23 protein-coding genes and 1 tRNA gene are annotated in these 25,267 nt (G+C 60.8%); 7 read left to right on the top strand and 17 right to left on the bottom strand.

Going from position 1 to position 25,267, the window contains the following annotated elements:
• Positions 1 to 2 precede the first annotated feature (2 nt).
• The 6 genes from BM399_RS07300 to BM399_RS07325 form a co-directional block, all read right to left on the bottom strand.
• Entirely contained in the window at positions 3 to 2,069 is a 2,067-nt protein-coding gene (locus tag BM399_RS07300) for an NADH:flavin oxidoreductase (protein ID WP_092866662.1), read from the bottom strand.
• The gene (locus BM399_RS07305; RefSeq protein ID WP_092866664.1) at positions 2,069 to 2,701 is read right to left on the bottom strand and encodes a sarcosine oxidase subunit gamma; all 633 of its coding nucleotides are present in this window, start codon (positions 2,699 to 2,701) and stop codon (positions 2,069 to 2,071) included. Before BM399_RS07305 ends, BM399_RS07300 begins: the two co-directional genes overlap by 1 nt.
• A complete protein-coding gene (locus BM399_RS07310) occupies positions 2,694 to 5,741 on the bottom strand; it encodes a sarcosine oxidase subunit alpha family protein (protein WP_092866666.1) in 3,048 nt (1,015 codons plus the stop codon). The genes BM399_RS07305 and BM399_RS07310 overlap by 8 nt, the downstream gene beginning before the upstream one ends.
• Complete coding sequence (locus tag BM399_RS07315; RefSeq protein ID WP_092866668.1) at positions 5,738 to 6,037, bottom strand: sarcosine oxidase subunit delta; 300 nt, start codon at positions 6,035 to 6,037, stop codon at positions 5,738 to 5,740. The genes BM399_RS07310 and BM399_RS07315 overlap by 4 nt, the downstream gene beginning before the upstream one ends.
• Positions 6,038 to 6,051: 14 nt before the next feature.
• Positions 6,052 to 7,305, bottom strand: coding sequence for a sarcosine oxidase subunit beta family protein (locus BM399_RS07320; RefSeq protein WP_092866670.1), 1,254 nt, complete (start codon positions 7,303 to 7,305; stop codon positions 6,052 to 6,054).
• A gap of 186 nt (positions 7,306 to 7,491) precedes the next feature.
• Entirely contained in the window at positions 7,492 to 7,980 is a 489-nt protein-coding gene (locus tag BM399_RS07325) for a hypothetical protein (RefSeq protein WP_092866672.1), read from the bottom strand.
• Between the two features lie 423 nt (positions 7,981 to 8,403).
• On the opposite strand from BM399_RS07325, the gene BM399_RS07330 reads away from it, so the two are divergent.
• Positions 8,404 to 10,737, top strand: coding sequence for a TonB-dependent receptor family protein (locus BM399_RS07330; protein ID WP_244531142.1), 2,334 nt, complete (start codon positions 8,404 to 8,406; stop codon positions 10,735 to 10,737).
• 93 nt (positions 10,738 to 10,830) lie between these two features.
• Here the strand turns inward: BM399_RS07330 and BM399_RS07335 are convergent, their stop codons facing one another.
• From BM399_RS07335 to BM399_RS07375, 9 genes are all read right to left on the bottom strand, one after another.
• Positions 10,831 to 11,955 carry a glycosyltransferase gene (locus tag BM399_RS07335; RefSeq protein WP_092866676.1) on the bottom strand — a complete coding sequence of 375 codons (1,125 nt, stop codon included), beginning with the start codon at positions 11,953 to 11,955 and terminating at the stop codon, positions 10,831 to 10,833.
• A 234-nt stretch (positions 11,956 to 12,189) separates the two neighbouring features.
• A tRNA-Arg gene (locus BM399_RS07340) sits at positions 12,190 to 12,266 on the bottom strand.
• Positions 12,267 to 12,376: 110 nt separating this feature from the next.
• On the bottom strand, positions 12,377 to 13,165 hold the full coding sequence (locus BM399_RS07345) for a glycosyltransferase family 2 protein (protein WP_092866678.1): 789 nt from the start codon (positions 13,163 to 13,165) through the stop codon (positions 12,377 to 12,379).
• Positions 13,166 to 13,364: 199 nt separating this feature from the next.
• Complete coding sequence (locus BM399_RS07350) at positions 13,365 to 13,619, bottom strand: GlsB/YeaQ/YmgE family stress response membrane protein (protein ID WP_092866680.1); 255 nt, start codon at positions 13,617 to 13,619, stop codon at positions 13,365 to 13,367.
• 286 nt (positions 13,620 to 13,905) lie between these two features.
• Positions 13,906 to 14,421, bottom strand: a complete 516-nt coding sequence (locus BM399_RS07355; RefSeq protein ID WP_092866682.1) for a TlpA family protein disulfide reductase — start codon at positions 14,419 to 14,421, stop codon at positions 13,906 to 13,908.
• Positions 14,418 to 15,638: a sialidase family protein gene (locus BM399_RS07360; RefSeq protein WP_092866684.1), complete on the bottom strand. Its 1,221-nt coding sequence runs from the start codon at positions 15,636 to 15,638 to the stop codon at positions 14,418 to 14,420. Before BM399_RS07360 ends, BM399_RS07355 begins: the two co-directional genes overlap by 4 nt.
• 3 nt (positions 15,639 to 15,641) lie before the next feature.
• Entirely contained in the window at positions 15,642 to 18,107 is a 2,466-nt protein-coding gene (locus BM399_RS07365) for a TonB-dependent receptor family protein (RefSeq protein ID WP_092866686.1), read from the bottom strand.
• A gap of 94 nt (positions 18,108 to 18,201) precedes the next feature.
• Positions 18,202 to 18,576 carry a hypothetical protein gene (locus BM399_RS07370; RefSeq protein ID WP_092866688.1) on the bottom strand — a complete coding sequence of 125 codons (375 nt, stop codon included), beginning with the start codon at positions 18,574 to 18,576 and terminating at the stop codon, positions 18,202 to 18,204.
• Between the two features lie 129 nt (positions 18,577 to 18,705).
• Complete coding sequence (locus BM399_RS07375; RefSeq protein WP_092868103.1) at positions 18,706 to 19,224, bottom strand: hypothetical protein; 519 nt, start codon at positions 19,222 to 19,224, stop codon at positions 18,706 to 18,708.
• Between the two features lie 283 nt (positions 19,225 to 19,507).
• Between BM399_RS07375 and BM399_RS07380 the strand changes: the two genes are divergently transcribed.
• The 5 genes from BM399_RS07380 to BM399_RS07400 all read left to right on the top strand — a co-directional run bounded on the left by BM399_RS07380 (position 19,508) and on the right by BM399_RS07400 (position 23,527).
• Positions 19,508 to 20,023: a hypothetical protein gene (locus tag BM399_RS07380; protein ID WP_244531143.1), complete on the top strand. Its 516-nt coding sequence runs from the start codon at positions 19,508 to 19,510 to the stop codon at positions 20,021 to 20,023.
• A gap of 86 nt (positions 20,024 to 20,109) precedes the next feature.
• Complete coding sequence (idi, locus tag BM399_RS07385) at positions 20,110 to 20,631, top strand: isopentenyl-diphosphate Delta-isomerase (RefSeq protein WP_092866690.1); 522 nt, start codon at positions 20,110 to 20,112, stop codon at positions 20,629 to 20,631.
• A gap of 240 nt (positions 20,632 to 20,871) precedes the next feature.
• Positions 20,872 to 22,227, top strand: a complete 1,356-nt coding sequence (locus BM399_RS07390; protein WP_092866692.1) for an ammonium transporter — start codon at positions 20,872 to 20,874, stop codon at positions 22,225 to 22,227.
• A 199-nt stretch (positions 22,228 to 22,426) separates the two neighbouring features.
• Positions 22,427 to 23,083, top strand: a complete 657-nt coding sequence (locus BM399_RS07395; protein WP_092866694.1) for a UdgX family uracil-DNA binding protein — start codon at positions 22,427 to 22,429, stop codon at positions 23,081 to 23,083.
• Positions 23,084 to 23,158: 75 nt separating this feature from the next.
• Positions 23,159 to 23,527: a response regulator transcription factor gene (locus BM399_RS07400; RefSeq protein ID WP_244531144.1), complete on the top strand. Its 369-nt coding sequence runs from the start codon at positions 23,159 to 23,161 to the stop codon at positions 23,525 to 23,527.
• A gap of 24 nt (positions 23,528 to 23,551) precedes the next feature.
• Here the strand turns inward: BM399_RS07400 and BM399_RS07405 are convergent, their stop codons facing one another.
• A complete protein-coding gene (locus BM399_RS07405) occupies positions 23,552 to 23,917 on the bottom strand; it encodes a hypothetical protein (protein WP_092866696.1) in 366 nt (121 codons plus the stop codon).
• Between the two features lie 113 nt (positions 23,918 to 24,030).
• Complete coding sequence (locus BM399_RS07410) at positions 24,031 to 24,228, bottom strand: CsbD family protein (protein WP_092866698.1); 198 nt, start codon at positions 24,226 to 24,228, stop codon at positions 24,031 to 24,033.
• 163 nt (positions 24,229 to 24,391) lie between these two features.
• On the opposite strand from BM399_RS07410, the gene BM399_RS07415 reads away from it, so the two are divergent.
• Complete coding sequence (locus BM399_RS07415; protein ID WP_143111362.1) at positions 24,392 to 24,676, top strand: hypothetical protein; 285 nt, start codon at positions 24,392 to 24,394, stop codon at positions 24,674 to 24,676.
• Positions 24,677 to 25,267: the final 591 nt, after the last annotated feature.

The following is a 25,267-nucleotide window of genomic DNA, read 5'->3' on the forward strand; positions in this document are numbered from 1 at the left end:
GATCAGAAATCCTTACACAGCCGGAGCGAGTCGTAGATGGCAGCGTGAATGTTGTGCATCGAAACGCAATCGCCGACGCGGAAGAGAAGGAATCGCTCGCCGTCCGTCGCTTCCTGGAGCGCGGGTTGCGGCTCGGCAGCATACAGCGATGCGAGATCGACCTGCCCGCGATTGAGAGAGCGGTCCTTCAGCGACGTGTAAAGCTCGGTATTCGGCGTGATGCCGTTTTCGATAACTACCTGATCGACGACGCGCTCTTCAAGCTCGTCCGTATATTCGTTGCGCAGCACGGCGACCTTCTTGTTGCCTTCCGCGTAGACGCGATCGAGCCAGAAATTCGGCGTCGGAATGATGCCTTGCGCATAGAGGCGACGGTAGAAGATCGGGAATGTCGTGCCGCCGACGTCATCGGAAACCTTCGCATCCGGCGTCACGATCTCGACGGTTGCGCCGCGGCTTGCGAGGAAATCCGCGGTGCCGAACCCCGCATGCGCGCTGATGCCGTCGTAAATGAGCACGTTCTCGGCGGGCGCCACTTTCTCCGAAAGGATGTCCCAGGAGCTAACGGATAGCCCGTCTTTTGCGCCCCAGTTGGCGACCTGATCGGTGAAGCTTCGGCCGCCCGTCGCGAGAACCACGATGTCGGGCTGCTCGCTCAGCACCATCTCGGGCGTCGCTTCCGTATCAAGTCGCCGGTCGACGCCCAAACGTTTCGTTTCGAGATCGAACCAGCGGACGATGCCCGCCATCTGCTCACGCTGCGGTGCCTTCGCTGCGAGGTTGATCTGGCCACCGACCGCCGAATTGCGTTCGAACAAAACGACGTCATGGCCGCGCGATCGCGATACGCGCGCGGCCTCGAGCCCGGCCGGTCCGCCGCCGACGACCACCACGCGCCTTTTTCTCGCGTCTTTGGCGGGCGTAATGACATGAGGCATCGTCGCTTCGCGCGAGGTCGCTGCGTTCTGGACGCAAAGCGTATCGGAGCCCGAATACATCCGGTCGATGCAATAGTTGGCGCCGACGCACTGACGGATCTGGTCCTCGCGTCCTTCGCGCACCTTCTTCATGATGTGCGGATCGGCGATGTGCGCGCGGGTCATGCCGACCATATCGACGAGGCCGTTCGCGAGGATGCGTTCCGCCTGTGTGATATCGCGGATGCCTTGCGCATGAAGCACCGGAACATCGACGACGGACTTGATTCCGGCGGCAAGATGCACGAACGGCTCGGGCGGCAACGCCATCGGCGGCATGCAATTCGCCAGCGTGTTATGCGTATCCGCGCCCGAACCGATCACGCTGAAGAAATCGATCATGCGTGTCTCGCACATGCGCTGTGCGATTTCCTTGAGGACTTCGTGATCAAGTCCGTCCTCATGGAACTCATCGGCACACATGCGCAGTCCGACGCAGAAATCGCGGCCGACGGCTTCGCGCACGGCGGTCAGCACCTCCAAGCCGAACCGCATGCGGTTCTCAAGGCTGCCGCCCCACTCGTCAGTCCGCATGTTGCTGCGTGGAGACCAGAACTGGTCGATCAGTTGCTGATGGGCGGCCGAGATCTCGATGCCGTCGAAACCCGATGCCTGCACGCGCTTCGCGGCCGCCGCGAAATCGCCGATGATGCGACGGATATCTTCAATCTCGATGGCCTTGGCATTGCCGCGGTGCACGAACTCGCGCACGCCTGACGGCGAGACGAGATGCGGCCACGGATCGCCGGCATAAGCCGAGCGGCGCCCCATATGCGTCGCCTGGATCATGATCTTCATGCCATGGCGATGGACCGTTTCCGCGAGCCGAGCCATCGGTTCGATGACGCGATCGGTCGTCAGGTTGACAGGCCGCCACGCGCCTTGCGGAACGTCGATCGACACGGGGCTCGACCCGCCGCAGATTGCCATGCTGAGGCCGCCCTTGGCTTTCTCCTCATAGTAGCGAATGTAGCGATCGCCCGGCATGCCTCCGGCTTCCGCATAAACCTCGGCGTGCGCCGTCGAGTAGATGCGGTTCGGCAGCGTCAATTGGTTGAGCTTGATCGGTGTGAAGATCGATGGGTAGCGCATTATGCTGGCACTCCCTCTTCAGTGACGCGGCTGCCGGCGAGGTCAGCAATACCCAATCCGTAGGGGACGGCAGCGCGCACGAGGTAGCGCCAAATGTAGTCGGCGAAGCTGCGCCGGATCACCACGCGGTAGCCTTCGCCCTGGCGGAATGCGTAAACCGACGACTTGCCGAATGTCGTGCCGACGACGCGGCCCGGTTCCAGCCCCGCGAAATCATAGACGCTGACATGCTGCAGAACGTCGAGGGCGTTCGGGCCTTCGATAATGACTTGCGTGTAGCCGCCCGAGTTATCGACGACCTGACTGCGCACGTCCGTCAGAGCGTGACGCAGACTGCCCAACAGCGCGGACAATTGAGCGCGCGGACAGACGATCATCCACTCGTCCGGGGAGAGCCACAAAATCGTTATGCCGTTCGATGAAGCGAACGTGCACGGCCGGAGCGGAAGCGATACGCCGAGCGATGTCGATGCGGCGGTAACGAAGGCAGGATCGGTGCCGTTACCGCGAAGGCTAATGTATCCGAGGTGCGGAATTTCGTTGGCCCAGACGCCGCAACTGCCGTCGATGGGCTTTGCCTGCTCTTCCAGACCGAAGGAATGGAGGGGCGACCGCATGGTTGGCTCAGACATTCTGCCGATCTCCTTTCGGGTCGACGAAAACAGGAGAGACGACCGTCACCTTGTGCGCTTTGCCGCCAGCGTAGGCGTAGAGCAGGTCTCGTCCGGATTTGTGTCCGTCTTCGCTCCTCCGGGCGATGCCGTCGCGGACGACCGCCAGCGCAATCGAGCGGCCGAGTTCGGGGCTGTAGTAGCTCGACGTGACGTGGCCGAGCATCGCGGCCGGTGGCGTGACATCGGCGCGCTCGATGACCTGAGCGCCTTCGGCGAGCACGATTTGCGGATCGTCCGTCAGTAGGCCGACGAGCTGTTTGCGGTTGGGGCCCGCCGTATCGCTGCGCGCGAACGAACGTTTGCCGATGAAGCTGAACGGCTTCTTCATGCCGACGGCCCAGGCCATATCGAGATCGAGCGGCGTCATGGATCCGTCCGTGTCCTGGCCGACGATGATGAAGCCCTTTTCGGCGCGCAAGACGTGCATCGTCTCGGTGCCGTAGGGCGTGATATCGAATTCACGGCCGCCGTCCATCAGCGCTTCCCAGACGTGATGGCCGTAATTTGCGTCGACGTTGACCTCGAACGCCAGTTCACCCGAAAAGCTGATGCGGAACACGCGCGCGGGAACGCCTGCGACTGTTCCCTCGCGCCAATCCATGAATTTGAAAGCCGACGGCGACAGGTCGATGTCGCTGCAGATCTTCGCCAGAACTTGCCGGCTCTTCGGTCCGACGACGGCGGCTGTCGCCCAGTGATCCGTAACCGACGTCATGTAGACGTCGAGATCCGGCCATTCGGTCTGATGCCATTTCTCGAGCCACGTCATAACGCGCGCGGCACCGCCCGTCGTCGTCGTCATGAGGAAGTGGTTGTCGGCAACGCACGCGGTCACGCCGTCGTCCATCACCATGCCGTTCTCATCGAGCATCAAGCCGTAGCGGCATTTGCCCGGCGCAAGCTGGGTCCAGGCGTTGGCATAGACACGGTTGAGGAATTCGCGAACGTCCTTGCCGCGAAGGTCTATTTTGCCAAGCGTGGAGGCGTCCATGATGCCGACACCGCGCCGCGCCGCCAGACACTCCCGGCGCACCGCCGCGTGAAGGTCCTCGCCCGTCTGTGGAAAATACCAGGGCCGCAACCACTGGCCGACCGGTTCGAACTCAGCGCCGCGCGCAACGTGAGCTGCCTGCATCGGCGAATAGCGCCGCGGCTCGAAGGTATCGCCCGCATGAGCGCCTGCGAGCGTGCCGAACGTCACGGGCGAATAGGCCGGGCGATACGTTGTCGTGCCGACTTCCGGGATGCTCTTGCCAAGAACGTCGGCTGCGATCGCGAAGCCGTTGACGTTGGAGAGCTTGCCTTGATCCGTTCCGAAGCCCAACGCCGTATAGCGCTTGATATGTTCGATCGATCGATAGTTCTCGCGCACCGCCAAATGGATGTCGGCGGCCGAAACGTCGTTCTGGAAGTCGACGAAGGCCTTCTTGCCGTGGCCCTCGGCCCGGCCGTCCGGCACTCGGAAGATGCGCCGCGCCGGGGTCGCATCCGGTTCATCCGTTTTTAGATTGCCTGATGATGTGGGCGCGGACTTGCCAAGCGATGAAAGGAGTTCACGCGTTATGCGCTCCGTTTGCTCAAGCGCGTTCTGCAAGCCGAATTCGCCGGTCACCGCGCCGACGCCGTAGATGCCGGATTTCGCGCGGCCCGCTTCCGGCACGACGAAGGCCAATCTCTCTTCGTCCCAATGAGGCCGACCGCCGTCGTGGCAGTAGAGATGGACCGTTGGCGATAAGCCGCCTGAGCTTCCCAGCGCATCGCAGTCGATAGACGGGCCGCTGCCAACAACGACATTGCGTTGTGCGTCGAGCTTTACGAGCTGCGCGCCTGTGACCGCGCGCCTTCCCCGCGCATAGGCGATCCCGAAGCCTGTTCTGACATCGACACCGGCGGCACGCACACGCTTTTCCCAGGCAGGATTTATGCGCGTGCGCGTATCGGCGAGCACGACTTCGCAGCCGGCGCGCGCGAGATCAGCGGCCCCCTGATAGACGTGATCGTTGCTCGTTTGCAGAAGAATGCGTTTGCCGACGGCAACCCCGTAACGATTGAGGTATGTCGTCAGCGCCGACGCCGTCATGATGCCCGGAACATCGTTGTTGCCGAACACCAGCGGCCGCTCGATCGCGCCCGTCGCCAAGACGACGCGCTCAGCGCGAATGCGATGCAGTCTCTGGCGCGGCTGATGGGCGGCGCGATCGGCTATCGGCAGATGATCCTGAAGCTGCTCGACGGCGAGCACCAAATTCATGTCGTGGAGCGCGAAGGCGCTCGTGCGCGTCAACACCTGCACGTTCGGCAGGCTTTGCAGTTCACCGACCGCAGACTTCAGCCAAGCGCTTGCCTGTTCCCCGCCGATGACGCTGTGCGGCGACGACAAAAGCCAGCCGCCACACTCGTTCTGCTCGTCGAGCAGGACAACCTTCAGCCCGGCACGTCCGGCCAGCAGGGCCGCGAGCAATCCAGACGCACCGCCGCCAACGATGACGACCTGTGCGTGCCGATGGCTGTGATCGTACGTTTCCGGGTCCGGTTCGGACGGCGCGCTGCCATAGCCCGCGGCCTGCCTTATGATGTGCTCGAACTTCGGCCAGAGCTTCTGGTTTTGAAACGTCTTGTAATAGAAGCCCGCGGGCATGAACCGCGAAAACAATCCACCGAGGCTCTTCAGATCGAATTCAAGTGTCGGCCAGCCCGTCGTCCGGCGCGCGACGAGGCCGTCGTAAAGCTCGACCTGCGTTGCCTTGAGATTGGGTATCGTATGCGCGCCGGTTTCGATCTGCATCAGCGCGTTCGGCTCTTCCGGCCCGGTGCCGATGATGCCGCGCGGGCGGCCGTACTTGAAGCTGCGGGCAAGCATTCGCGTGCCATTCGCGAGCAGCGCCGAGGCAAGCGTATCGCCTGCGAAGCCATCGTAAGCCTGGCCATCGAAGGAGAATGTCAGGGGCTTGTCGAAATCTACCCGCGCGCCAGGGCGGCGGACCCGATAACTGCTCACGTCGAGCCGCCCTCCGCATCATAGGCCTTGCGGCCTTCGGCCAGCGTCCACGATCCGGCAATGGCATTCGTCGCGGTGTTGCGCTTCACGACGAAGAACTTGCGGCACCCGGTGTTGTGCGACCACATTTCCCAATGCCAGCCCTTGGGATTTTTGCGCATGAAGAGATAGTCGCCCCAAGCTTCGTCATCGAGCGCTTCGGGAGTAGCGGGGCGCGGAATGAACGCCTCGCCGCCGTATCCGAATTCTTCCTCTTCCCGTTTTTCGCCGCAGTGCGGGCAAAACAACACAAACATCGTGCGGTCCTGAATTAGTGAGCGACGCCAGCTGCGCCGTGCTCATCGATAAGATGCCCTGTCGAGAAGCGTGCAAGATCGAACGCGCGGTTGAGCGGATGCGGATCGTCGCGCGCAATCGTGTGGGCGAAGACATTCCCCGATCCCGGCGTCGCCTTGAAGCCGCCCGTTCCCCAACCGCAGTTGAAGTAGAGGCCTTTGACCTTTGTCTTGCTGATGATCGGACATGCGTCGGGCGTCGTATCGACGATGCCGCCCCATTGGCGGTTCATGCGCGCGCGCGAAAACATCGGAAAGAGCTCGAGGATGGCGGCGGCGGTATGCTCGATGATGTGCGGGCTGCCGCGCTGCGTATAGCTCGTGTAGTGATCGATACCCGCACCGATGACGAGTTCACCCTTGTCCGACTGGCTCGCATAGCCGTGCACCGCATTCGACATGACGACGGTATCGAGGACGGGCTTCATCGATTCCGATACGAATGCTTGCAGCGGATGGCTTTCGATCGGCATGCGAATGCCGGCCATTTTGGCGAGAACGGACGAGTGCCCTGACGCGACGCAGCCGACGCGCTCGCTTCTGATCGTGCCGCGCGTCGTCTCGAGCCCAGCGATGCGGCCGTTCGCGATGTCCATTCCAGTGACTTCGCAATTCTCGATGATGTCGACGCCGTATTTGCTTGCTGCGCGCGCAAAGCCCCACGCGACCGCGTCATGGCGGGCGACGCCGCCGCGCGGTTGAAAGCTTGCGCCGAGGACCGGATATCGCGCTGACTTCGATGTGTTGAGGATCGGGATACGGCGCTTCACCTCGGCGGCATCGAGTACCATCGCGTCGATGCCGTCGAGGTTGTTGGCATTCACGCGGCGTTCGATATCGCGCATGTCCTGCAGCGTGTGTCCGAGGTTGAACACGCCCCGCTGGCTGAACATGACGTTGAAGTTCAGATCTTCGGTCAGGCCTTCCCAAAGTTTCAGAGCGTGCTCGTAGAGCAGGGCCGCTTCGTCCCAAAGATAATTGGAACGGACGATCGTCGTATTGCGCGCGGTGTTGCCGCCGCCGAGATATCCCTTCTCGAGGACCGCAATATTGCGAACGCCATGGTCTTTCGCGAGGTAGTAAGCCGTCGCCAAGCCGTGGCCGCCTGCGCCAACGATGACGACGTCGTAGGATGGTTTCGGCTCGGCGCTCCGCCACGCCGGATTCCAGCCCTCATTGTGCCTGAGGCCCTTCGTGAAAAGCGACCAGGAAGAGTAATCTTTCCTCATCCACACTCCCCACAGGCATCACGCGACGCGTGTGCTAAGCGACCATTTATCGAGATGCATGCGTTAGTTAGGCGGCGAGCGAGACTTCCGTGCTGCCGCAGAAGACGCAAACTTTGCTAATTGCGACACATCATAAACCGTTGCGTCAGGATGGCCCGTGGCGGGAGTGCCGTGTGCCCGCCCCTTCTATGCCGTGCGCATCTTGGCGATCAGCTCGCGCGTCGGCTCAATGGATATATCGGACCTTCCGGCCAATTCGAGGTCGCAGAAGGCCTTGGTCACGACTTCATGCTCCGTCAGGAACCGCAATGTCTCGACGTCGTCCGGCGCGCATCGCTCTTCGAGAGCGGCGTAGCGCTCGATGATTGGATCAAGCTCGCGGCTAAAGACTTTCATGAAGTCGGTCCACGGCATGCGCGCATATTTCTGAACGTGATCGACGCCCTTTTGACGGAAGACGTCGCTTTCGCGCGGGTCGCCGCCGAGCTTGGCGACGAGGTCGCGCATACGGGCTTTCGTCACCACTTCGAGTTCGGTCAATACGCGCCATTTCTCGGCGCGGGCCGGATCGTCCATCGCGCTGGCGATGCCACTGTAGAGCGCTTCGCCGTAGACTTCGCCCTGATAGGCGCGCTCGACCTTTTTGATGAAATCGTCTTCCGAATTGACCGTCATGGACAGCCCCCCTTCCGCATCGCGATAGCGCGCCGAGGCTAAAGCTGTGACGCGAAAGGACTTGGCGTCAAGGGCAGCGCAAACACGGTCAGCGAAAATGAGCCGGCGTTGTCACGGCGATCTGAAACATTGGAGACGCCGCTACGGCTGCCAGCGCCAGGCGGCGGCTTGGATCGAGTCATAGACGGCGTGATCGCCGTCGACACAGGCGACGACGACGATTGTCGTGCCGGACGCTCCGGCAAATTCATTCAACTTTTGGTCAACAATCGGTGAGGTGCCTTCTAATTGAACATGTAACACTATATCGGAACATATCGCGGGAAGAGCAACTCTGGCTGGGGGGTCAGATTTCCTGAGATTCAACAAGGAGTTATTTGGGGGTACCAAATTTTGAGACGTAGAAAACTGAAGCTTACGGTTATGGCCGGCACAGTCGGACTCATGGCCTCGCCCGGAAGCGCCCAGACGACCGCAGAGCCCTCCCACCAGTCTGAACTGCCGCACGTTGAGGTTGTTCAGCAAAAGAAAACGCCTCCAGCGGCGAAGAAAAAGACCGCACCGGTGCAGGCCGCGACGCCCCCATCGGCGCCGGCTCCGACCGCGGCGGCTGCGCCGGACGCACCGGTCCTTGAAAACTCGCCGTACGGCGCAAAGGCAAGCGGCGGTGCAGCTGCACGAGCCGAGAGCGGACCGATTTCGCCGATCAATGCCAAGTCCGTGCTGCCTGACAACCTGCAGGACTTCGCGGGCTCCGCCAGCCGGGTGACGTCCGGTGATATCGAAGCTGAGCGCCCGCTGACGACCCATGAAGCCCTGGTCAACGTGCCGGGCGTCGTGACCGTCACGGACGACGGCATGTCGCGCCACAGCGGCATCGGTGTCCGCGGCTCGCCATTCCGCCGCTCGCGCAAGGTCCTCGTCATGGAGGACGGCGTACCGATCAACTTCTCGACCTATCTCGACTCATCCACGCACTACACGCCGCCACTCGAACGTATCGAGAGCATCGAGGTGATGCGCGGACCCATCGTCAACTACGGCCCGCTCAACAACCACGGCGTGATCAACTTCCGCAATCTCTCGCCGTTCGGCGCCAATGAGACCGTTATCAAGAGTGCGATCGGGACGACGGATGGCAGCGACAGGGACATCAACAACTATCGCCACATCCATACGCGTCAGAACCTCGGGAACGTCGGCGTCGTCGCCTCGTACTCGGGTGCTGATGCCGGCGGCTCGTGGAATGTCGAAGATCTCGGCTACAACGACTTCTACGGTGCGATCGGATTCCGGGGCACGAACCAGGATCTGACCATCTCGGGCGGCTACTTCCGTCAGCGCGATACCTACGACGAGGACAACTTCCTTGGCTCGTATGCGGACTTCTTCAGGTTCGGGCGCAACAAGACCAAAGGCGCGGCTGCCGGCAACTTCGAAGCTCCGTGCTGCCACGATCTCAGCAACTACAATGCTGATTTCTTCCGCCTTCAGGTGGCGCACAATTACTACGTCGACAAGAACACGACCGTTTCGACGCGCTTTTTCACCAGCGATCACGAGCGCGCGCGCTTCTTCAACAGCGAAGACGCGCCGGGCGACACGCGGGCCGATATCCTGATGGAAGGACGTGACCGCCGCTACAAAAACTACGGCGCCGACTCGCGTGTCGAATTCGCAAATCTGCCGCTCGTCGGCGGCATTCGGCACGACCTGCAAGCCGGCATCCGGTACGAAGAGCAAGACTTCAACAATCAGAACCGCATCGGCGAGATTGGCGAGGTTCTCAACTTCGGAAGACGGGGCGCTCGCGACGGCGATCCGACAAAGCTCGAAGCGCAGTCGTTCGCGGCCTTCATCCAGTCCGCGATCCACGTAACGCCGACGTTCACCGTGGTACCCGGCGTCCGCCTCGAAACCTACGACATCAAATTCCATGATCTCGACGAAGGGATCAAGGGAAGCAAAAGCTACGACCAGGTGCTGCCGATGCTTGGCTTCGCGTGGAATGCAGCACCGCGGACAACGGTCTACGGCGGATATCACCGGGGTCTCACCCCGCACATCATCCGCGATGCGAACGATGATCTCGACTCGTTCCTCGCTCCCAAGGAGGAGATCGGCGATAATTTCGAGCTCGGCGTCCGCACGACAGCCTTCCACGGCCTGACGCTCGATATGGCCTACTTCCACAACCGGATTGACAATTATCAGTTCGGCGAAGCGTTCCAGAACGATGCCGGCGACCGCGTGTTCACGGCGCTCGACGAGGTCTCGATCAACGGCTTCGAAATCTACTCGCGGCTCGACAGCAAGCCCTTCACGGGCGGTCCCTGGAATTTCTTCGGTGAGGCGGTCTACACTTTTGCCGACGCGCAGATCGAAAAGGGCTCGGCGCTGGACGAAGACGACAATCTGCAGAACGTTGCAGGAAACAGCGTACCGGAATCGATCCGGCACTTCGCGAACCTCACCCTTGGCGTCGAGCACGCCATCGGATGGGACGCAAGCCTGAGCTGGACCTATCGCGGTGCGTTCCACACGGATGCGATCAATTCGTCCTATGCGGAAGAGGGTTTGATCCCGGACGTCTGGCTGCTGTCGGCTCGCTCCAACCTCAAGGTCACCGAGCAGCTCTCGCTGTTCGTCTCCGGCCAAAACCTGACGAACGAGTTCTATATCGCGGATCGGTCGGACGGCATCAAGCCGGGCCTCGGGCGCACCGTCATGGGGGGCTTCACGCTCAAGTTCGACTGATCAGAATTCTCGACACGACCCACGACCTTTGACTTCGGGCTCAATGCCGGATTTTCCGGCTTGGGCCCGAAGTTTTTTGCAGGATCAAGGTCCTCATGAAGCCGCCCGCGCGGCCGCCCGCCGAGCCGCGGCCTGATCAAAGTCAGCGAGATGCATATCAAATGACGCCCAGGGAACGCCGCTTATCTCTCCGAATGGCCAAACTCCGGCAGGCTGCGGTTGTCCGCCGAGTTCCTCAACGAGGCTATCGATCAAGGCCAGGAAGCGTTGTCTCTCAGGCTCAAGCTTTTTCAGCGTCTTGTCGCGTATATATGATTTGGGAATGTTCCTGCTCTTGAGCTCCGCGACCGCATCGCGGACCGCTCGCGGGGTTGCGTCACATACGATGCAGTATTCGGGATCGAAATATGCGTCCCGGCCTCCCGCGCTCGGCGTGCTGACGACCGAAAGGCCAGCGAGCATATATTCCACCGCTGCGTAGCTCGCGCCTTCTACCTCGGAAAGGAGAAGGCCGGTCGACGCCCAAGCGAGCGCGGCGTTGACCTCTGAATGAGAGACACGCACCGGCAGGTCATTTGAAATTTCGTTCAGCAACTCATGTGCTGGACAGCGCGCCTTCGTTTCGCGCCACAGGCGTTTAAAATCCTGCTGCCGGCTTTCCTCCGGCTCGCAATAGGTGAGGTAGGCAATTCTCTCAATCTCAGCTGCCAATTCGTGCCGCTTTCCAGCGACGAACCGAGCATTGTAAATCGCGTCAAACTCGACACTGGCCTCTGGAAGCGGCCGGAACACCCGCTCAGAAACGGTAAACTTGTGATTGAGAAACATCGCGGGCTGGCCAAATTTTTCGAGGAGCCGTGTCTCGCCCGGCGTGTTGCAAATGTATCGGATCTTATGGCGGGGATAGCGCTTGGTGTGCTGAAGAAATGACTGTCGAATTGCCTTCGCCTTTTGGGGCGTTTCTATCGACCAGGTAGGAAAGATGATGAAACCGGCTTCGACGTCTCCATAATGCCTCCCGAACGCGGGCGCCATTCCAAGAAACTCATCATAGGGGATGCCGGAAAGGAAAATTGGCGGCCGGTAGGACAGCACCCGGATTGGTCCGAATTTAATCGGTTCTCCGCGAAGCTCCGGAAGACGCTCAACTTCGAAAGAGGGACCCTCGGACGTCTGGCGAGAACCAACAAACTTTCGAATGAAGCGTGACAACCCCATGCGCCGTCTCCGGTTGTCAAAAAAGCTGGCAGCTGTCCGTTCGTCGATCTGCGGCAACACAATATGTCGTAATGCTTCATAAGGGAGCAAGGACCGATGCAAAGCCGGAGCAGAGCGGCGTGGGGGTCGTTGCCCAAACGCCCGGTCCCGGAAAAGATCCATGAGGTTCGACGAATGGGCGGCAGCAGGGGGCGCGAGCGGGAAACCGTGTCGCTGGTTCGAGAAATTTTTAGATGGCGACCCCGGCAGGATTCGAACCTGCGACATCGAACTTAGAAGGTTCGCGCTCTATCCAGCTGAGCTACGGGGCCAAAGGTGGCTAGTCTATACTCGTAAAAGGCCGCCGGATGAAAGACCCCTCTTCGCGTCGATCCCGGTTTCTGCCGGAGGAATTCGCGCGTGAATTCAGTGCTTCAGCCGTTCAGGCCGTCACATCCCGCGCCGATGTCTTCGTTTTGTCCGACCGCAAGACGCGGTAGATTTTCAGAAATCTGAAAACCGCCTGTATCGATGCGTACCTCAGGCCCACGAGACCGCCGGTCCAGTGCCGCCTGACGATGTAATATTTGAAAAAATTCATCGGCAGCTCGACGATCAAACGCGATGCGAGCACGCCCTGAGAGGTCGATCCGGCGTTTTCGACCATGAGCCACGTACGCTCGTCGAGCTTGCGTTTCATATCGGCAAAAGACCGCATCGAGTAATGATAGATGGGCGACTTGAGCGCGCCCACCGCAACCCCGTCGGTCACGACCGCATCATGAACGTTCGAATTCCTGAACCTGATGAACCGCCGGTTGTAGAGCCTCACATACCAATGATCCCGCGCCAACGGGCGTGGCGCCTCGGCCCCCGGATACACCAGATCTATCGGCAGTCCGTAAGCCACGAATTTCGGGTTGCCGTTCTTGAACGTGGCGATGATTTCCTGCGCGAGTTCCGGCGTGACCACCTCGTCGGCGTCTATATTGAAGACCCAGTCATTGCGGCATTGGTCTTCGCCGAAGCGTTTTTGCGCACCAAACCCCAGCCACGGCTGCGTGATGACCCTGCATCCTTCGGCAAGCGCGACGCTCACCGTATTGTCCGTGCTTTCGCTGTCGATCACGACGACTTCGTTCGCCCACGGGCGCAGGGATCGTATGGTTTGGGCGATACGGTCGCCCTCGTTCTTAGCAATGATGAAACAGGAAATTGGTACCTTAGGCATTACTCTGCCGCTCACCCCGCCTCGCGATTCGCACAAGCCCTAAGCACGTTCCAGCCAAGATGCAACCTTCGCAAACGATGTTTGCACAAGTTACAATCATAATGGCACATGCGACAGCGTGTCAGGAACTGCAGAAACAACAACGGGCCGCCACCGTCGCCGCCGACAGCCCGTCTAAACATTCATCAGATCCGCGCCGCTACGCTCGTCGTACCAATCGCGCGACGAACAGCAAAATGATCGCTCCGATGGCTGCAGCGATAATCTCACCAATGATGCCGGCACCTAGATGAAGCCCAAGATATGGGAACAGCCAGCCGGCAATGAACGCACCGATGATACCGACGATAATGTCTCCGACTAAACCGAAGCCACCGCCACTCATTATTTGCCCAGCCAGCCAACCGGCAATCGCGCCGATGATCAACCAGACGATCAGTGCTTGGAGATCCATTTTTATTTCTCCCTGTGAGCACGCTCACGAATCGCGATACGCGACACGGTATTATCATCCGCGTCAAAACGTCCGCTGGCAAGTTGGTCTCGTTGTCTCGCGGTCGGTACGAAACCGGCGACGTCCCGAAGGTGATCGCGTGACTGCGATTCGTCGGAAGCGCGGAGCTTTTCCGCGAGATCTGATGCCCCGGAGCCACAACCCACGACCGCGCGCATTCCGGCGGCCGCCCGCCGACGACAATTCGAAGTTAAATCAGCGGGACCAACTTACTGCTGTTGCCCGGTTATTGCGATTGCTTCGCGAGCCACGATCCGAGTTGCTCGAAATCCGCCGGTCCCGAGAACGCCGTGGCGGACCCATCGCCCGCGATGAGACGTGTGTAGGGCAGCTCACCCATCCAGTCTTGGCCGACGGCGAACCTCAGCTTTTCTTCAAACCCGTTGCCGAGAACGAAGCTCGACACTGAGCCGAGACCCGCTTTCTGAAGTGTGGGACTGATTTCAGCCGGCCGGGCTCCGCGTTGGTCCCAATTCACAAGGACCATCATGGCATCGGGGTGGGCGCGCGTGAACGCGCCCCAGTCCTTCAGCTCTGCCATGCAATTGCTGCAAGTCAGTCCCCAAAAATGGACGATGACCGGACGGCCTTTTTGGGCGTCCAGGATCTGCTTCAAACTATCCGCCTCGAACGGGCGGGCGGTTTGGGGGGCGGCTTCTGGGGCAGCTTCCGGGCTCGCCGCCGAACCGGCAATCGGCATCGCGGCGATGAACAGGGCGAGGAGTATCGAAGCAAGCCTCATGATTGGGGCTCCAACGGGATGAGCCGATAGCCATCCTGCAGCGTCAGCCACGAAAGGTACGCGCCCGCCGGACTTGCGATCAGCAACGGATGATCCGACGCATCGTGCGTCATCGCTATGCTGCGGGGGGCACTCCAGGTTTTTCCGGAATCGTGTGACGTGATGAGATCGATCGTCGTCATGGCGCCGTCGAAAGATTTGTAGGCAAGATAGACGACGCCGTGCGTCGCCAGAACATACGGCCGCGACGTCTGCGCGTTCGGATCGCCGAGCCGCATCGGCTCCGAAAACGTTTTTCCGTCGTCGTTCGAGTGTGCGTAGTAGAGGCCCTTCAATTTGCGTCCGAGCGCAAACCACGTCGCATGGTAGACGCCGTCCGGGCCGATCGCGAGGCTCGGGCCTTGATGGGGACAGGCGTCGATCTTCGCATCGTCATCGCTCACACGATAGAGCGGACCTGGCGTCTTGGAGTCTGCAAAGGTGATGACGGCATGATCGCGAATGCCGCCGTCGAAAATATTGCGAAAGAGTACGACCGGCCTCCCCGGCCCTGCGAAGGCGACGCCGATGCGGCAGCATTCGCAGGAATTGTCGCGTGCGATCGTCGCCGCTTGAAGCGTTCCGCCCGGCCGATCGTCCCATGCAAAGGCGAGCGCGGCTCCGGCGTAGGGTTTGCCATCCTTCTTTGCTTTCGCCCCGTTGCGCTTGTCGATCCAGGTGACGAACGCGCGACCATCCTGATCGAGCGCCGCCGTCTCGAAGCGCTGGCTCGGAGAGTCCGACGTAATCGGCTGCGGGGTTGAGAACGTCTTTCCGCCGTCGCCCGATCGCACGATGAAGGCGTGACCATTGTATTTTTCATCGCGCGACGCATACGTGACGATCACGCGGCCGGCTTGTCCGATAGCGATCTTCGGGCGGGCATCGGGCCCCTCATCGAGCGGCAAATCCGTTTTCGGCAGCGTCACCGGATCGGCGAATGTCTTGCCGAGATCGGCTGAACTTGCGACCGATACGCGGCCGCCCGCGATCCACGTTACCCATAATTTTCCGTCCGGCCCGAAAGCGGCCGTTATGACGCTGGCGCATGCGAGCGCCGTCGTTTGGCAGGCTGCGGGCGCGCCGTGATGGGCGTTCGCGTCATGTGCGACAGCGGCACCCGATCCGGGCATGATCGATGCGAGCAATAAAATCGCCATTTGAATATGAACGCGCATGACTCAAAACCTCACTTTCATACCGGTGAAGAACGTGCGCGGCGCACCCGCGTAAATTGAGCCGGTCCCGTCGGCGAGTTTATCGGCTGTCCCGCCGACGCGATCGGAGATGTTATTTGCAGATGAGATGTACGTTTCGTCGAAAACGTTCCTGACCTCGAAGTAAGTCATCAGCGAGCGTACGGGCCCGCTGCTGAATTCCATATTGTAGTGAACGTTGAGATTGACCAGATCGTAGCCGGGGGCCTTCAGGAGATTGGCATTCTCCATGAAGAAGCTGTCGTGCCATTCGTATTCGGCGAAGGCGCCTACTCCCTTGAACGGTCCGTGTGCGAAATCGTAACTTAGCCGCGTGGTGAATTCGTTCGGCGAGATGCCCGGGATTTTATTGCCGTCGCGGCTCGCAGCTTTGGCCGCACCCGAAAGCATCTCGGCATAATCGGTGTAATATTGATCGTTGTGGATGTAGGAGGCGGTCAATCTCAGACCGTCGGCAAGCGCGAAATCCGCAGCGACTTCGACGCCGCGGTGCTCGGATGCCGGAGCGTTGAAGCTGAATGACGATCCCGTGGGATCGACGGGCGCCTGCGATACGAGCTCGTTTTTGAAGAACTCATAGAAGCCGGTCACGCTCAATGTCAGGCCGGGCGCCGGTGTCCAGTCTCCGCCGAGGTCGAAGCCGACGTTTCTCTGCGACTTGAGATCCGTGTTGTTGCCGGGCTTGCCTTCCGGCGTCACGAACAAGTTCGAGAACTGCGGCGTGCCGTAACCGGTGCCGACGCGCGCGCGCCATTGCCATTCGCGCGACGGGGTATAGAGGACGCCGATCTCGGGCGCGACGTTCGTCATCTGGCGGTCGGCTGAATAGATCGTCGTGCTCGTCAGATCGCCGTCGGCGTTGTACTTAAAGCTCGTTTGCCCACCGTTGAGATATGTCCGCTCGACGGCCGCACCGGCAATGACTGCGACGTCGCTCGCGATGCGTACTTCCTCGCGTGCACGCACGCCGAAGTTCGTCGTCGATCCGGTGATCTCGGACTGAAGGAAACCCAATCTTGCATTTCCGCCCGGCGCGACGTTGTAGGTTTTGCCGTCGACGGGCAGATAATTCCAGTACGCGCCGAGATAGGAGAGCGTCGGCAGTCCGGCGAAATCGGAACGCTTCGTCAGGCCCGTGCTGACGTTGTATGAAAGATAATCACCCACCGCGCTCGTCGCGCCAGTCGGCTGATTGATGTTGCGGTCGTCGATCACGACCTGCACCTGCCCCGTGGTCGCTGCGTCGAAGGCGTGCTCCCACCGGAAACCTCCAATCGTGCGGCGATCGTCGCGGTTCGCGCCCGCTTCTTCAGCGGTTTGTTTCACGACCGGTCCGGAGCCCGTCGCCGAGAAGTTATTCGTCGCACATCCCACGGCGGCCGTTGCCGCAGTCGCGCAGCCCTTCTGAAACGGGTTCTGCTTGAACTGATTGAGGTTCATACGGAACGGCAATTCCGTTTCAATCGCGTTGTTGATGAACTTGAAGGTGAACGTGTCCGTCGCGGACGGCTTCCACGTCATGAGCGCGTTGACGGTTTGCGTATCGAAGGCGCTGTAGCCGAAGTAGCCGTCGCCGCGGACATCGCTCGTGAAGACCGACGCTTCCCAGTTCGCTCCGCGTTTGCCACCGATCGCGTAGTTGTTGAGGTAATTGAAACCGCCGACGTCGATGCCGTACTCGACGCCGTCTATGGCGCCGCCCGGGAAGGTCCGGAAGTTGATCGCGCCGCCCGTCGCGTAGTTTCCGAAGAGCGCCGAGGATGGTCCGCGCCAAACGTCGACGCCGGCATAGGCGTGCGGGTCGATCAGGTCGCTGCGCGAAAGTCCGTCGGGCTGCGTGACCGGAAAGCCATCGTCGAGGATGACGATATTGCGGATACCGAAGCCGTTTCTGGCGTTCGATCCGCGGATCGAGATGCCCATGTCACGCGGGCCGTTGCCTTGTTTCAGCGAGACGCCTGGGACTTCGTGGAGAATGTCGGTGACCGAAAATACCGGCGCGGCCTCGAAGCGCGTCATGTCCACGGCGGCGGCGGCTTGGGCACCCGGGCCGGATGCGCCGGACGCGCCCGCAACTGCCGCAGACGGCGTGCCGGGATTTCCGGACGTTGGCCCCGATTGAAGAGGCGGAGCCATCGGCGGGGATGCGGCGACGGTTGCCGACGGTGCCGTGGCGCTTGCCGGCGGCTTCGCTGTCGCCGTTGCCGGCTTAGGCCCGGTTTTCGCTTTCGGCTTCTCGGCAGCGGCCGGTCGGGCAGCAGGCGCGGCCTGATGCACCGTCACGTCCGGCAGATCGATTGTTTGCGCAGCCGTGTCGTGATCGGCGCGTACGTGTTCGCTGAGGGTGATGACGCATACGATAGCGGACGACGCGACAGCGATGCGTTTCAGGCGAGGCGTCGCCCAAGCGCGGGGCGCGAAGAGTTGCATTTGCAAAATTCCCAACTGATCTGAGGCTGGCGAGAGCGCGGCAGCGGCGGCTCAAGGCTCGTCGCGGCGCTACTCGTCAGAATGCCGAGAGGCTTCAGGTCAGTGAGGACGGGGGACCGCGCGCGGATTGTGCTCCGGGTTTCGGAGTCGCGCGGGAAATCTCGGTCGCGATCGCATAGGTGACCGAGGCGTAGCGTACGGTATGCGAAAGCAGATGCGGTGTTTCGTGATTGATCGCAACGGCGCCGACCGGCGCATACGGGCACGTGCTGTTATCTGCTATCGGCGGCTTGGCGGGCTGCGGAACGCCCTTATCGTCCAGGATCAAATTCTGTGGGCCGTGGCCGGTGCAGATGACGATCTCGACCGGTCCGCCGTGGGCAGTCGTTGCCGTAAGCATGAAGCCCACAGGCAAAAAGCTGCGCACCGCGAACGCAAGAACGATCAGAAGATTGACGTAACGGTGCATCGACGATCGTCTGTTGTTAACTGCGTTCCGCGGCGGACATCCAAGAAGCCCGTTTAGTTGCGTCTTGGCTATAACGCAACGCCCCCATCAGTGGAAGACGGACGGAAGTCCAACGCGGCGTCCGAAAGATCACACGGTGCGCCGCACAGCTGCGGGTGCTTCTCCGCCCGGGTGGAAATTGCGGACGGCCAGCCAGCCGAGCATGAGGAACACGAGCAATGCGATGCTCTGGGCGGCGATGAACGGCGGTTCGCCCTGCGTGGGCGCCAGAGCGTGAAGGGCCGGGACTTTGAGGAAGAGTTGAGCGATGAGCACGAAGACGTTGAGGTATAGCGCGGTCGATGCCGTCACGACGTAGACCCAGCGCCACGCGCCCGAGAGGTGGGCTCCGTAGAGGGCGTAAATCGCGACCGCCAAGGTCACCAGCAGTATGCCCCCAACGATGTGCGACGGGAGCAGCTTGGTGAAAGCGAAGCCGAAGCCGGTGACTCCGGTCAGCACCGTCGTCAGCAGAAAAAGAGCTGTCACGCCGGGCCATGAGGCATTCGCAAGAAATCCTAGGAAGACGATGACGCCCGCCGCGATGGCGATCAGGCTCAACGCGACGTGTATGAATGTGAAAGTATCCAACCGAAAGATGATGGCCATAATAAATACGGTCGCAACCCGGGCGCCTAATGGCCGCTGCCAGTCCGCGCGCTCGTTCGCCACCATTGGCGACCGCCGCTGCGGTAGCGCTGCCTTAAATTTCGGCATCTGTGCTGCGGATGGCCTACGAGTTCGGCAGAGCTCCAAACGCGAGGCGCTTCGCCGGGTCCCGACGTCGAAAATTGCTTGAAATCGATCAGTGGGTTAGTTGTCATCCGCAGCGGTGGCACATAATTTGAGTCCGCTCGCTACAATTGAAATCGAACATGCAGGTGCGTCACCCGTGAGCCAGGACGACATGCATGGCTACACGGTGGCCTACGAACGAGAAGAAATCCAATTTCCCGTCTATGTCGTTTGCCTGATCGGTGCGTGCCTGGGAACGATCGGCATCGCGATCGACAACATCGTTCTCATCGCAATTGCTCTTTTGGCGTTGGGGTTCGGCTATTACAATTATCCCCTGCTCGAGACGGGGAAACCGCGGATCGGGTCGGGGCAGTACGGCGTGTTCGCAGAGGGCCTCGGGATCGTTACCTGGCGGTCGATCAAGCAAATCGAGTTAATCACCGTCGATATCCGCGGCTCGACAAACAACGAGTTGCACATCACCCTCGAAGACCCGTTGGATCGGGCCTTGCTCGTCGACTGGCGCCGCCGCCCCTTCTACCGCTTCCTGATGCGGCTGCCCTGGACCATTTCCGGCAACGTCATTCGCATTCCGCTCGACGTTTTCGACCGGCCGGCCGATGAGATCATGCAAAGCTTCACGCGCATGATGACGTTCTACAAACATTGAGCATAGGGGGTTATCTCGCAGCGGCTGCGGCGCTATGGTGATGGGCGCGTCAATCGTTCACTGCTCGGCTGCGGGAATTACCAAACATGCTGCTGGAAGAAGTCGTCCTCGTCGACCATGAGGACAACGAAATAGGCTTTGCTGAAAAGCTCGAGGCTCACCGCCAGGGCGCCCTTCACCGCGCCTTTTCCGTGATGGTCTGGGACAGCAAGGGCCGCCTGCTCCTGCAACGGCGTCAGGTCGACAAGTATCACTCCGGCGGTCTCTGGACGAACACGTGCTGCGGCCATCCGCGGCCGGGCGAGACGACGCTCCAGGCTGCGGCGCGCCGCCTCAACGAGGAGATGCGCGTCATTTGCCCACTGACGCCGATCGGCACCTTCACCTATCGCGCCGAACTCGACGCCGGGTTGACCGAACACGAGTTCGTCCATGTGTTCCGGGGCACCTATGACGGGGTGATCGCGCCCGATCCCGTCGAGTGCGACGGGTACAGTTGGACGAGCCCCGACGTTATCCGCAAGCAGGTTGCGGCCGAGCCTCAGTGCTTTAGCGCGTGGTTCAAGAAATACGTCGAAGCGGAATGGCCGATCGCGCCACCAGGCTAAAACCACCGTCGAGCTGGATATAATCCGCTCACTGTCTCTGCCTCAGGTTTAGTCAGAGTGCCTAGGCATTGATCTCTCTCCCAGGTGTCTTGGTACATCTGTCCCAATGAAACGCGAATTTGTTTCATCTGGCACATTCCTTGCGAACATCCTCCCTGCCTGATGAGAAAGCAGCATAAACCCGCACAAGCTGTGGTCGGACGGCATGGAACGATCGGGACCAACATTGGGGGACTAGGAATGACTTCAAGACTTCGACCCTCGCTTGGAGCCACGGCTCTCAGCGCAGTAACACTACTTGCGACGTCGGCAATCGCACTTGCCCAGGAAGCAGCGCCAGCTGCTGCCGAACCCGCGGCGGCCGCGGCACCAGCTTTCAACAACGGCGACATCGCATGGATGCTGACGTCCTCCGTGCTCGTGCTCATGATGCTCGTCCCGGGCCTCGGACTCTTCTACGCCGGCATGGTGCGCAAGAAGAACGCGCTCGCCGTTCTCATGCAGTGCGTGTTCGGCGCCGGCCTCCTGTCGATCGTATGGGTTGTCGTCGGCTATTCGATTGCTTTCACGGAAGGCAGCCCGTTCTTCGGCGGCTTCTCGAAGGTATTGCTCGCCGGCATTGCGCCGGATACCCCGGCGCCTGCCGCTTCGGGCATCCCTGAGTTCCTCTTCGTCATGTTCCAGATGACGTTCTTCATCATCACGCCGATCATTGCCCTTGGCGGACCGGCTGACCGCATGAAGTTCTCGGCGTCCATGGCGTTCGTCACACTCTGGGCGATCTTCGCCTATGCGCCGATCGCTCACATGGTGTGGGGCCCAGGCGGCTACCTTGGCGGCGCAGGCGTTCTCGACTACGCCGGCGGCACCGTCGTTCACATCAACTCGGCTATCGCTGGTCTCGTCGCTGCCATCATCGTCGGCAGGCGCAAGGGTTACGGCACCGAGCAGATGGCACCCCACAACTTGGTTCTGACCATGATTGGCGGTTCATTGCTGTGGTGCGGCTGGTTCGGCTTCAACGTCGGCTCCGCACTGGGTGCCGGCGCAAGCACGGGCATCATCATGCTCAACACGCAGATCGCGACCGCGGGTGCTGTCGTCTCGTGGACGCTCGTCGAGTGGATCATCAAGGGCAAGCCGAGCCTTCTCGGTGCTGTCTCCGGCGCGATTGCCGGTCTCGTGGCGATCACGCCTGCTTGCGGCTTCGTCGCTGTCGACGGCGCCTTGATCATCGGTCTTGCGGCGGGCGTCCTGTGCTACTGGGGCGTCACCGGCCTGAAGCGTGCTCTCGGCTATGACGATGCACTCGACGTCTTCGGCGTCCACGGCATCGGCGGCATCCTCGGCGCAGTGCTCACCGGCGTCTTCGCCGTCCAGGCAGTCGGCGGCGAAGGAAAATCCGGCTGGATCGAAGGCAACTTGGGTCAGGTCTGGGTACAGATCGAAGGCATCGGCCTGACAATCGTCTGGTCGGCGGTCGTCAGTCTCGTGGCCCTGCTCCTCATCAAGTTCACCATCGGTCTCAGGGTCAACGAAGCTGAAGAAGCCGAAGGCCTCGATCTTGCTCTCCATGGAGAGACCTTCCACGACTGAGGTTGGCAGTGGGTGCTCCCTGACTTGCCTCAGACGCGGGCGCCGGAACCCCAAGTTCCGGCGCCCAACCTTGGGGTTCCTGAATTGCAATCCCGCATATTTTGAAGATCCAACAAGCGAGCAGAAAGGCCGGCGGAACTAAAAGTTATGATCGCGCGTCGGGCAATAAAGCCCATCAGCAAGCGCGTCATGACACCCAATGCCGAAGCACTCGACCCGGCCGTCCGCTCACTCCGCCGCCTCGAACGGCGATCTGTTTCCGGCTTCCGATGCCGAGGAACCTAAAAGCCTAACCGAACTCAACAAGATCATCACCGCGGCCAAGCCGATGGTTCCCGGCGGCAAGAAGGCCGTGCTTGGCGAAGGTCCCGCCGGCGCCGCCCTGGCCTTCGTTGGCGAGCAGCCGGGTGATCTGGAAGATCTGCAGGGCCGGCCATTCGTCGGGCCCGCCGGGCAGCTATTGGACAAGGCGCTAACGGCCGCGGGCATCGATCGGAAAGCCTCCTACGTGACCAACGCGGTCAAGCACTTCAAGCATGAAGAGCGCGGCAAGCGGCGCATTCACCAGAAGCCCACGATGGGTGAGGTGAAGCGTTATCGCTGGTGGCTTCTGAAGGAGCTTGGCTTCGTTCACCCTCGCCTCGTCGTGGCGCTCGGGGCGACAGCGGCCGCCGCTCTAGAAGGCGCGCCGGTCGCCATTGGAAAGTCGCGGGGAAAATATCAGTTCGGCGACATGCCGGGCTTCGTCACCATTCACCCGTCTGCGATGCTCCGCATGCCGGATCACGATGCACGCTCACAGGCGTTCGCCGACTTCGTTCGCGATTTGAAAGCTGCGCGAAAGCTGGCGCATTGATTCTTCGTCTCTGCTAAGGCAGCAGCGAACAGAAGTGCAACGAGCCGCAATTGGGCGGCACTGGATGAGGGTGTCTTGACGATTGCGAAGGTCCTTATTGTCGAAGACGAGATGCTCATCCGGATGGCGCTCGTCGCCGACTTTCAAGATGGCGGTTACGAGACCGTGCAGACCGGCACCGCTCATGACGCGCTGCATATTCTGCGGACCACGCCGGGCATCAAGGTCGTCTTTACCGATATCAATATGCCGGGCGATATGGATGGCCTGACGCTCGCGCATTACATCCGGCAGCACTGGCCACACATGGTGATCATCGTCAGTTCGGGAAAGCACCTACCGAGCATTGCGGCGTTGCCCGTCCGCGCGCGCTTCTTGGCAAAGCCTGCAACGCAAGCCGCCATGACGGTTCTTTGCAACGACATCAGGAAAGAGCTTTCGTGAAGCCGTTGCCCATTTGGTCGCGCTCTATTGGCGAGCGGGATATTTCACTTTCGTCATTGCGCCGACTTCGTCGATCAGCGCCTCGCCGAGATCAAGCGCCTGATCGGCGGTCAGCCCGTATGCCGGCTCATCCTCGAACCGCAGCATGACCACGGGCTCGTGGCGTCCGTGGCCGACGGCATAACGGTCAGGAATTTTGGTAAGGTCGCCGAAAGCCGACGCCGACTGAAAATGATCGCCGAGTATCGAGGAAAGCGTTTCGGCAATGCGTGCGTTGATGGAGATCGTTTGGCTCTCTCCAGCGGCGTTGCAAACCGTGATTTCCAACCGCTCGTTGGCGCGGTCGAATTCGGAGCGAGTCAGCATCTCCGCACAAAACGTCTTGGACATTCCTGCTTTCCTCAACACTAGAACCGTGCGCGTTCATACGCATTCTAGCCGGTCGAGGCAAAAAGAAAGGCCCAAAACTTGGGCCTTCCTTTATCGAAGTGCTGATAACTCTATCAGAGCGAGCCAGACCAGGTGTCGATTTCCTTCTTTGCCTGATCCTTGGCGTAGCCATAGCGCTCCTGAAGGATGCCTTCGAGCTGCTCGCGGTTACCGTTGACCTTTGCGATGTCGTCATCGGTCAACTGACCCCACTTCTCCTTTACCTTGCCGGAGAACTGCTTCCAGTTACCTTCAACGCGATCCCAATTCATGGAATTCCTCCTCTGCTTTGTGAGCGGTAAACGTGCACGAGGAAGCTCCGGTTCCGACGATATTTGACATTGCGAGGAGCGGGATACACGGGGCCGGCTTGGAACGAACCCCGACTGCGCGTGTACTGCTCCCGTGTCATTTTGGTCCTCGCGAGGTCGTTCCATGAGAAATCTGATTTTATCTGCGGTGTTAATGACGTCGCTTGCCGTGGCTCCGGCCGCGTTCGCGCAAAATGCGGCCGATGACGATGCCGGCCCCGTGGACGCGCCATATTATTCGGACGAACAGTACGGGACGCCACCGGAGGACGAGCCCGATGAAATCGCGACCGCACCCGACCCTTACGGTATCGACATCAGCGGAGAAGGCGCCGGTTCAGGCGAGAGCGGTCTCGGCGAAGATGATTACGACGATGCGTCACCAGGAGCGCCTCTGCCGGAGGAATAGGCGCGCGCCCGATCGGGGCGCCCGGCCGCCGATGGCGACCACAAGGTCTTTCGCAATCGAGCCAATTTTATTTATCCGGGCGTTGCCGCGAAAATAGCCTCGGTCCCTGCGCATCCGCAGGTCCCGAGGCCTTCCATGACCCCACGTCTAGGAGCCATGCGCCAGCTCTTCGCCGGCGATCAGGTGGGTTCTCACAAGTATCATTCCGCCGAAGCGAAGTTTGTGAAGACCGATACTCTCCAGAACGCCTGATCCCACGTGCGAGGCACGCGGTATGACTGCTTTACCTCACGGCGGCCGGATGGTTTCCTCTCCGTAGCGCACTGTGGCGCGGCGGGACTTTTCCGGGGAATTTGCGTGTCTCTTCGGAACCAACACCTATCGTCGCGCGTCATCATCACGTCCACCGCCGGGCCGCTCTGGCCGGCGGTGGACGCCCGAAGCAATCAAGCCACGGGGCAAGACACTGGGAGCGTCGTCATGGCGGCGGATGGAGATCGGTCAGGCCCCCGGGCTGTTGGCTCTCGCCCGAGTTCCCTGCTCCACTGGCTCAGCGATCGCGTGAATTTTCGTCTGTTCATCCATACGCTC

The organism is Hyphomicrobium facile, from assembly GCF_900116175.1.
Taxonomy (GTDB): Bacteria; Pseudomonadota; Alphaproteobacteria; order Rhizobiales; family Hyphomicrobiaceae; genus Hyphomicrobium_B; species Hyphomicrobium_B facile.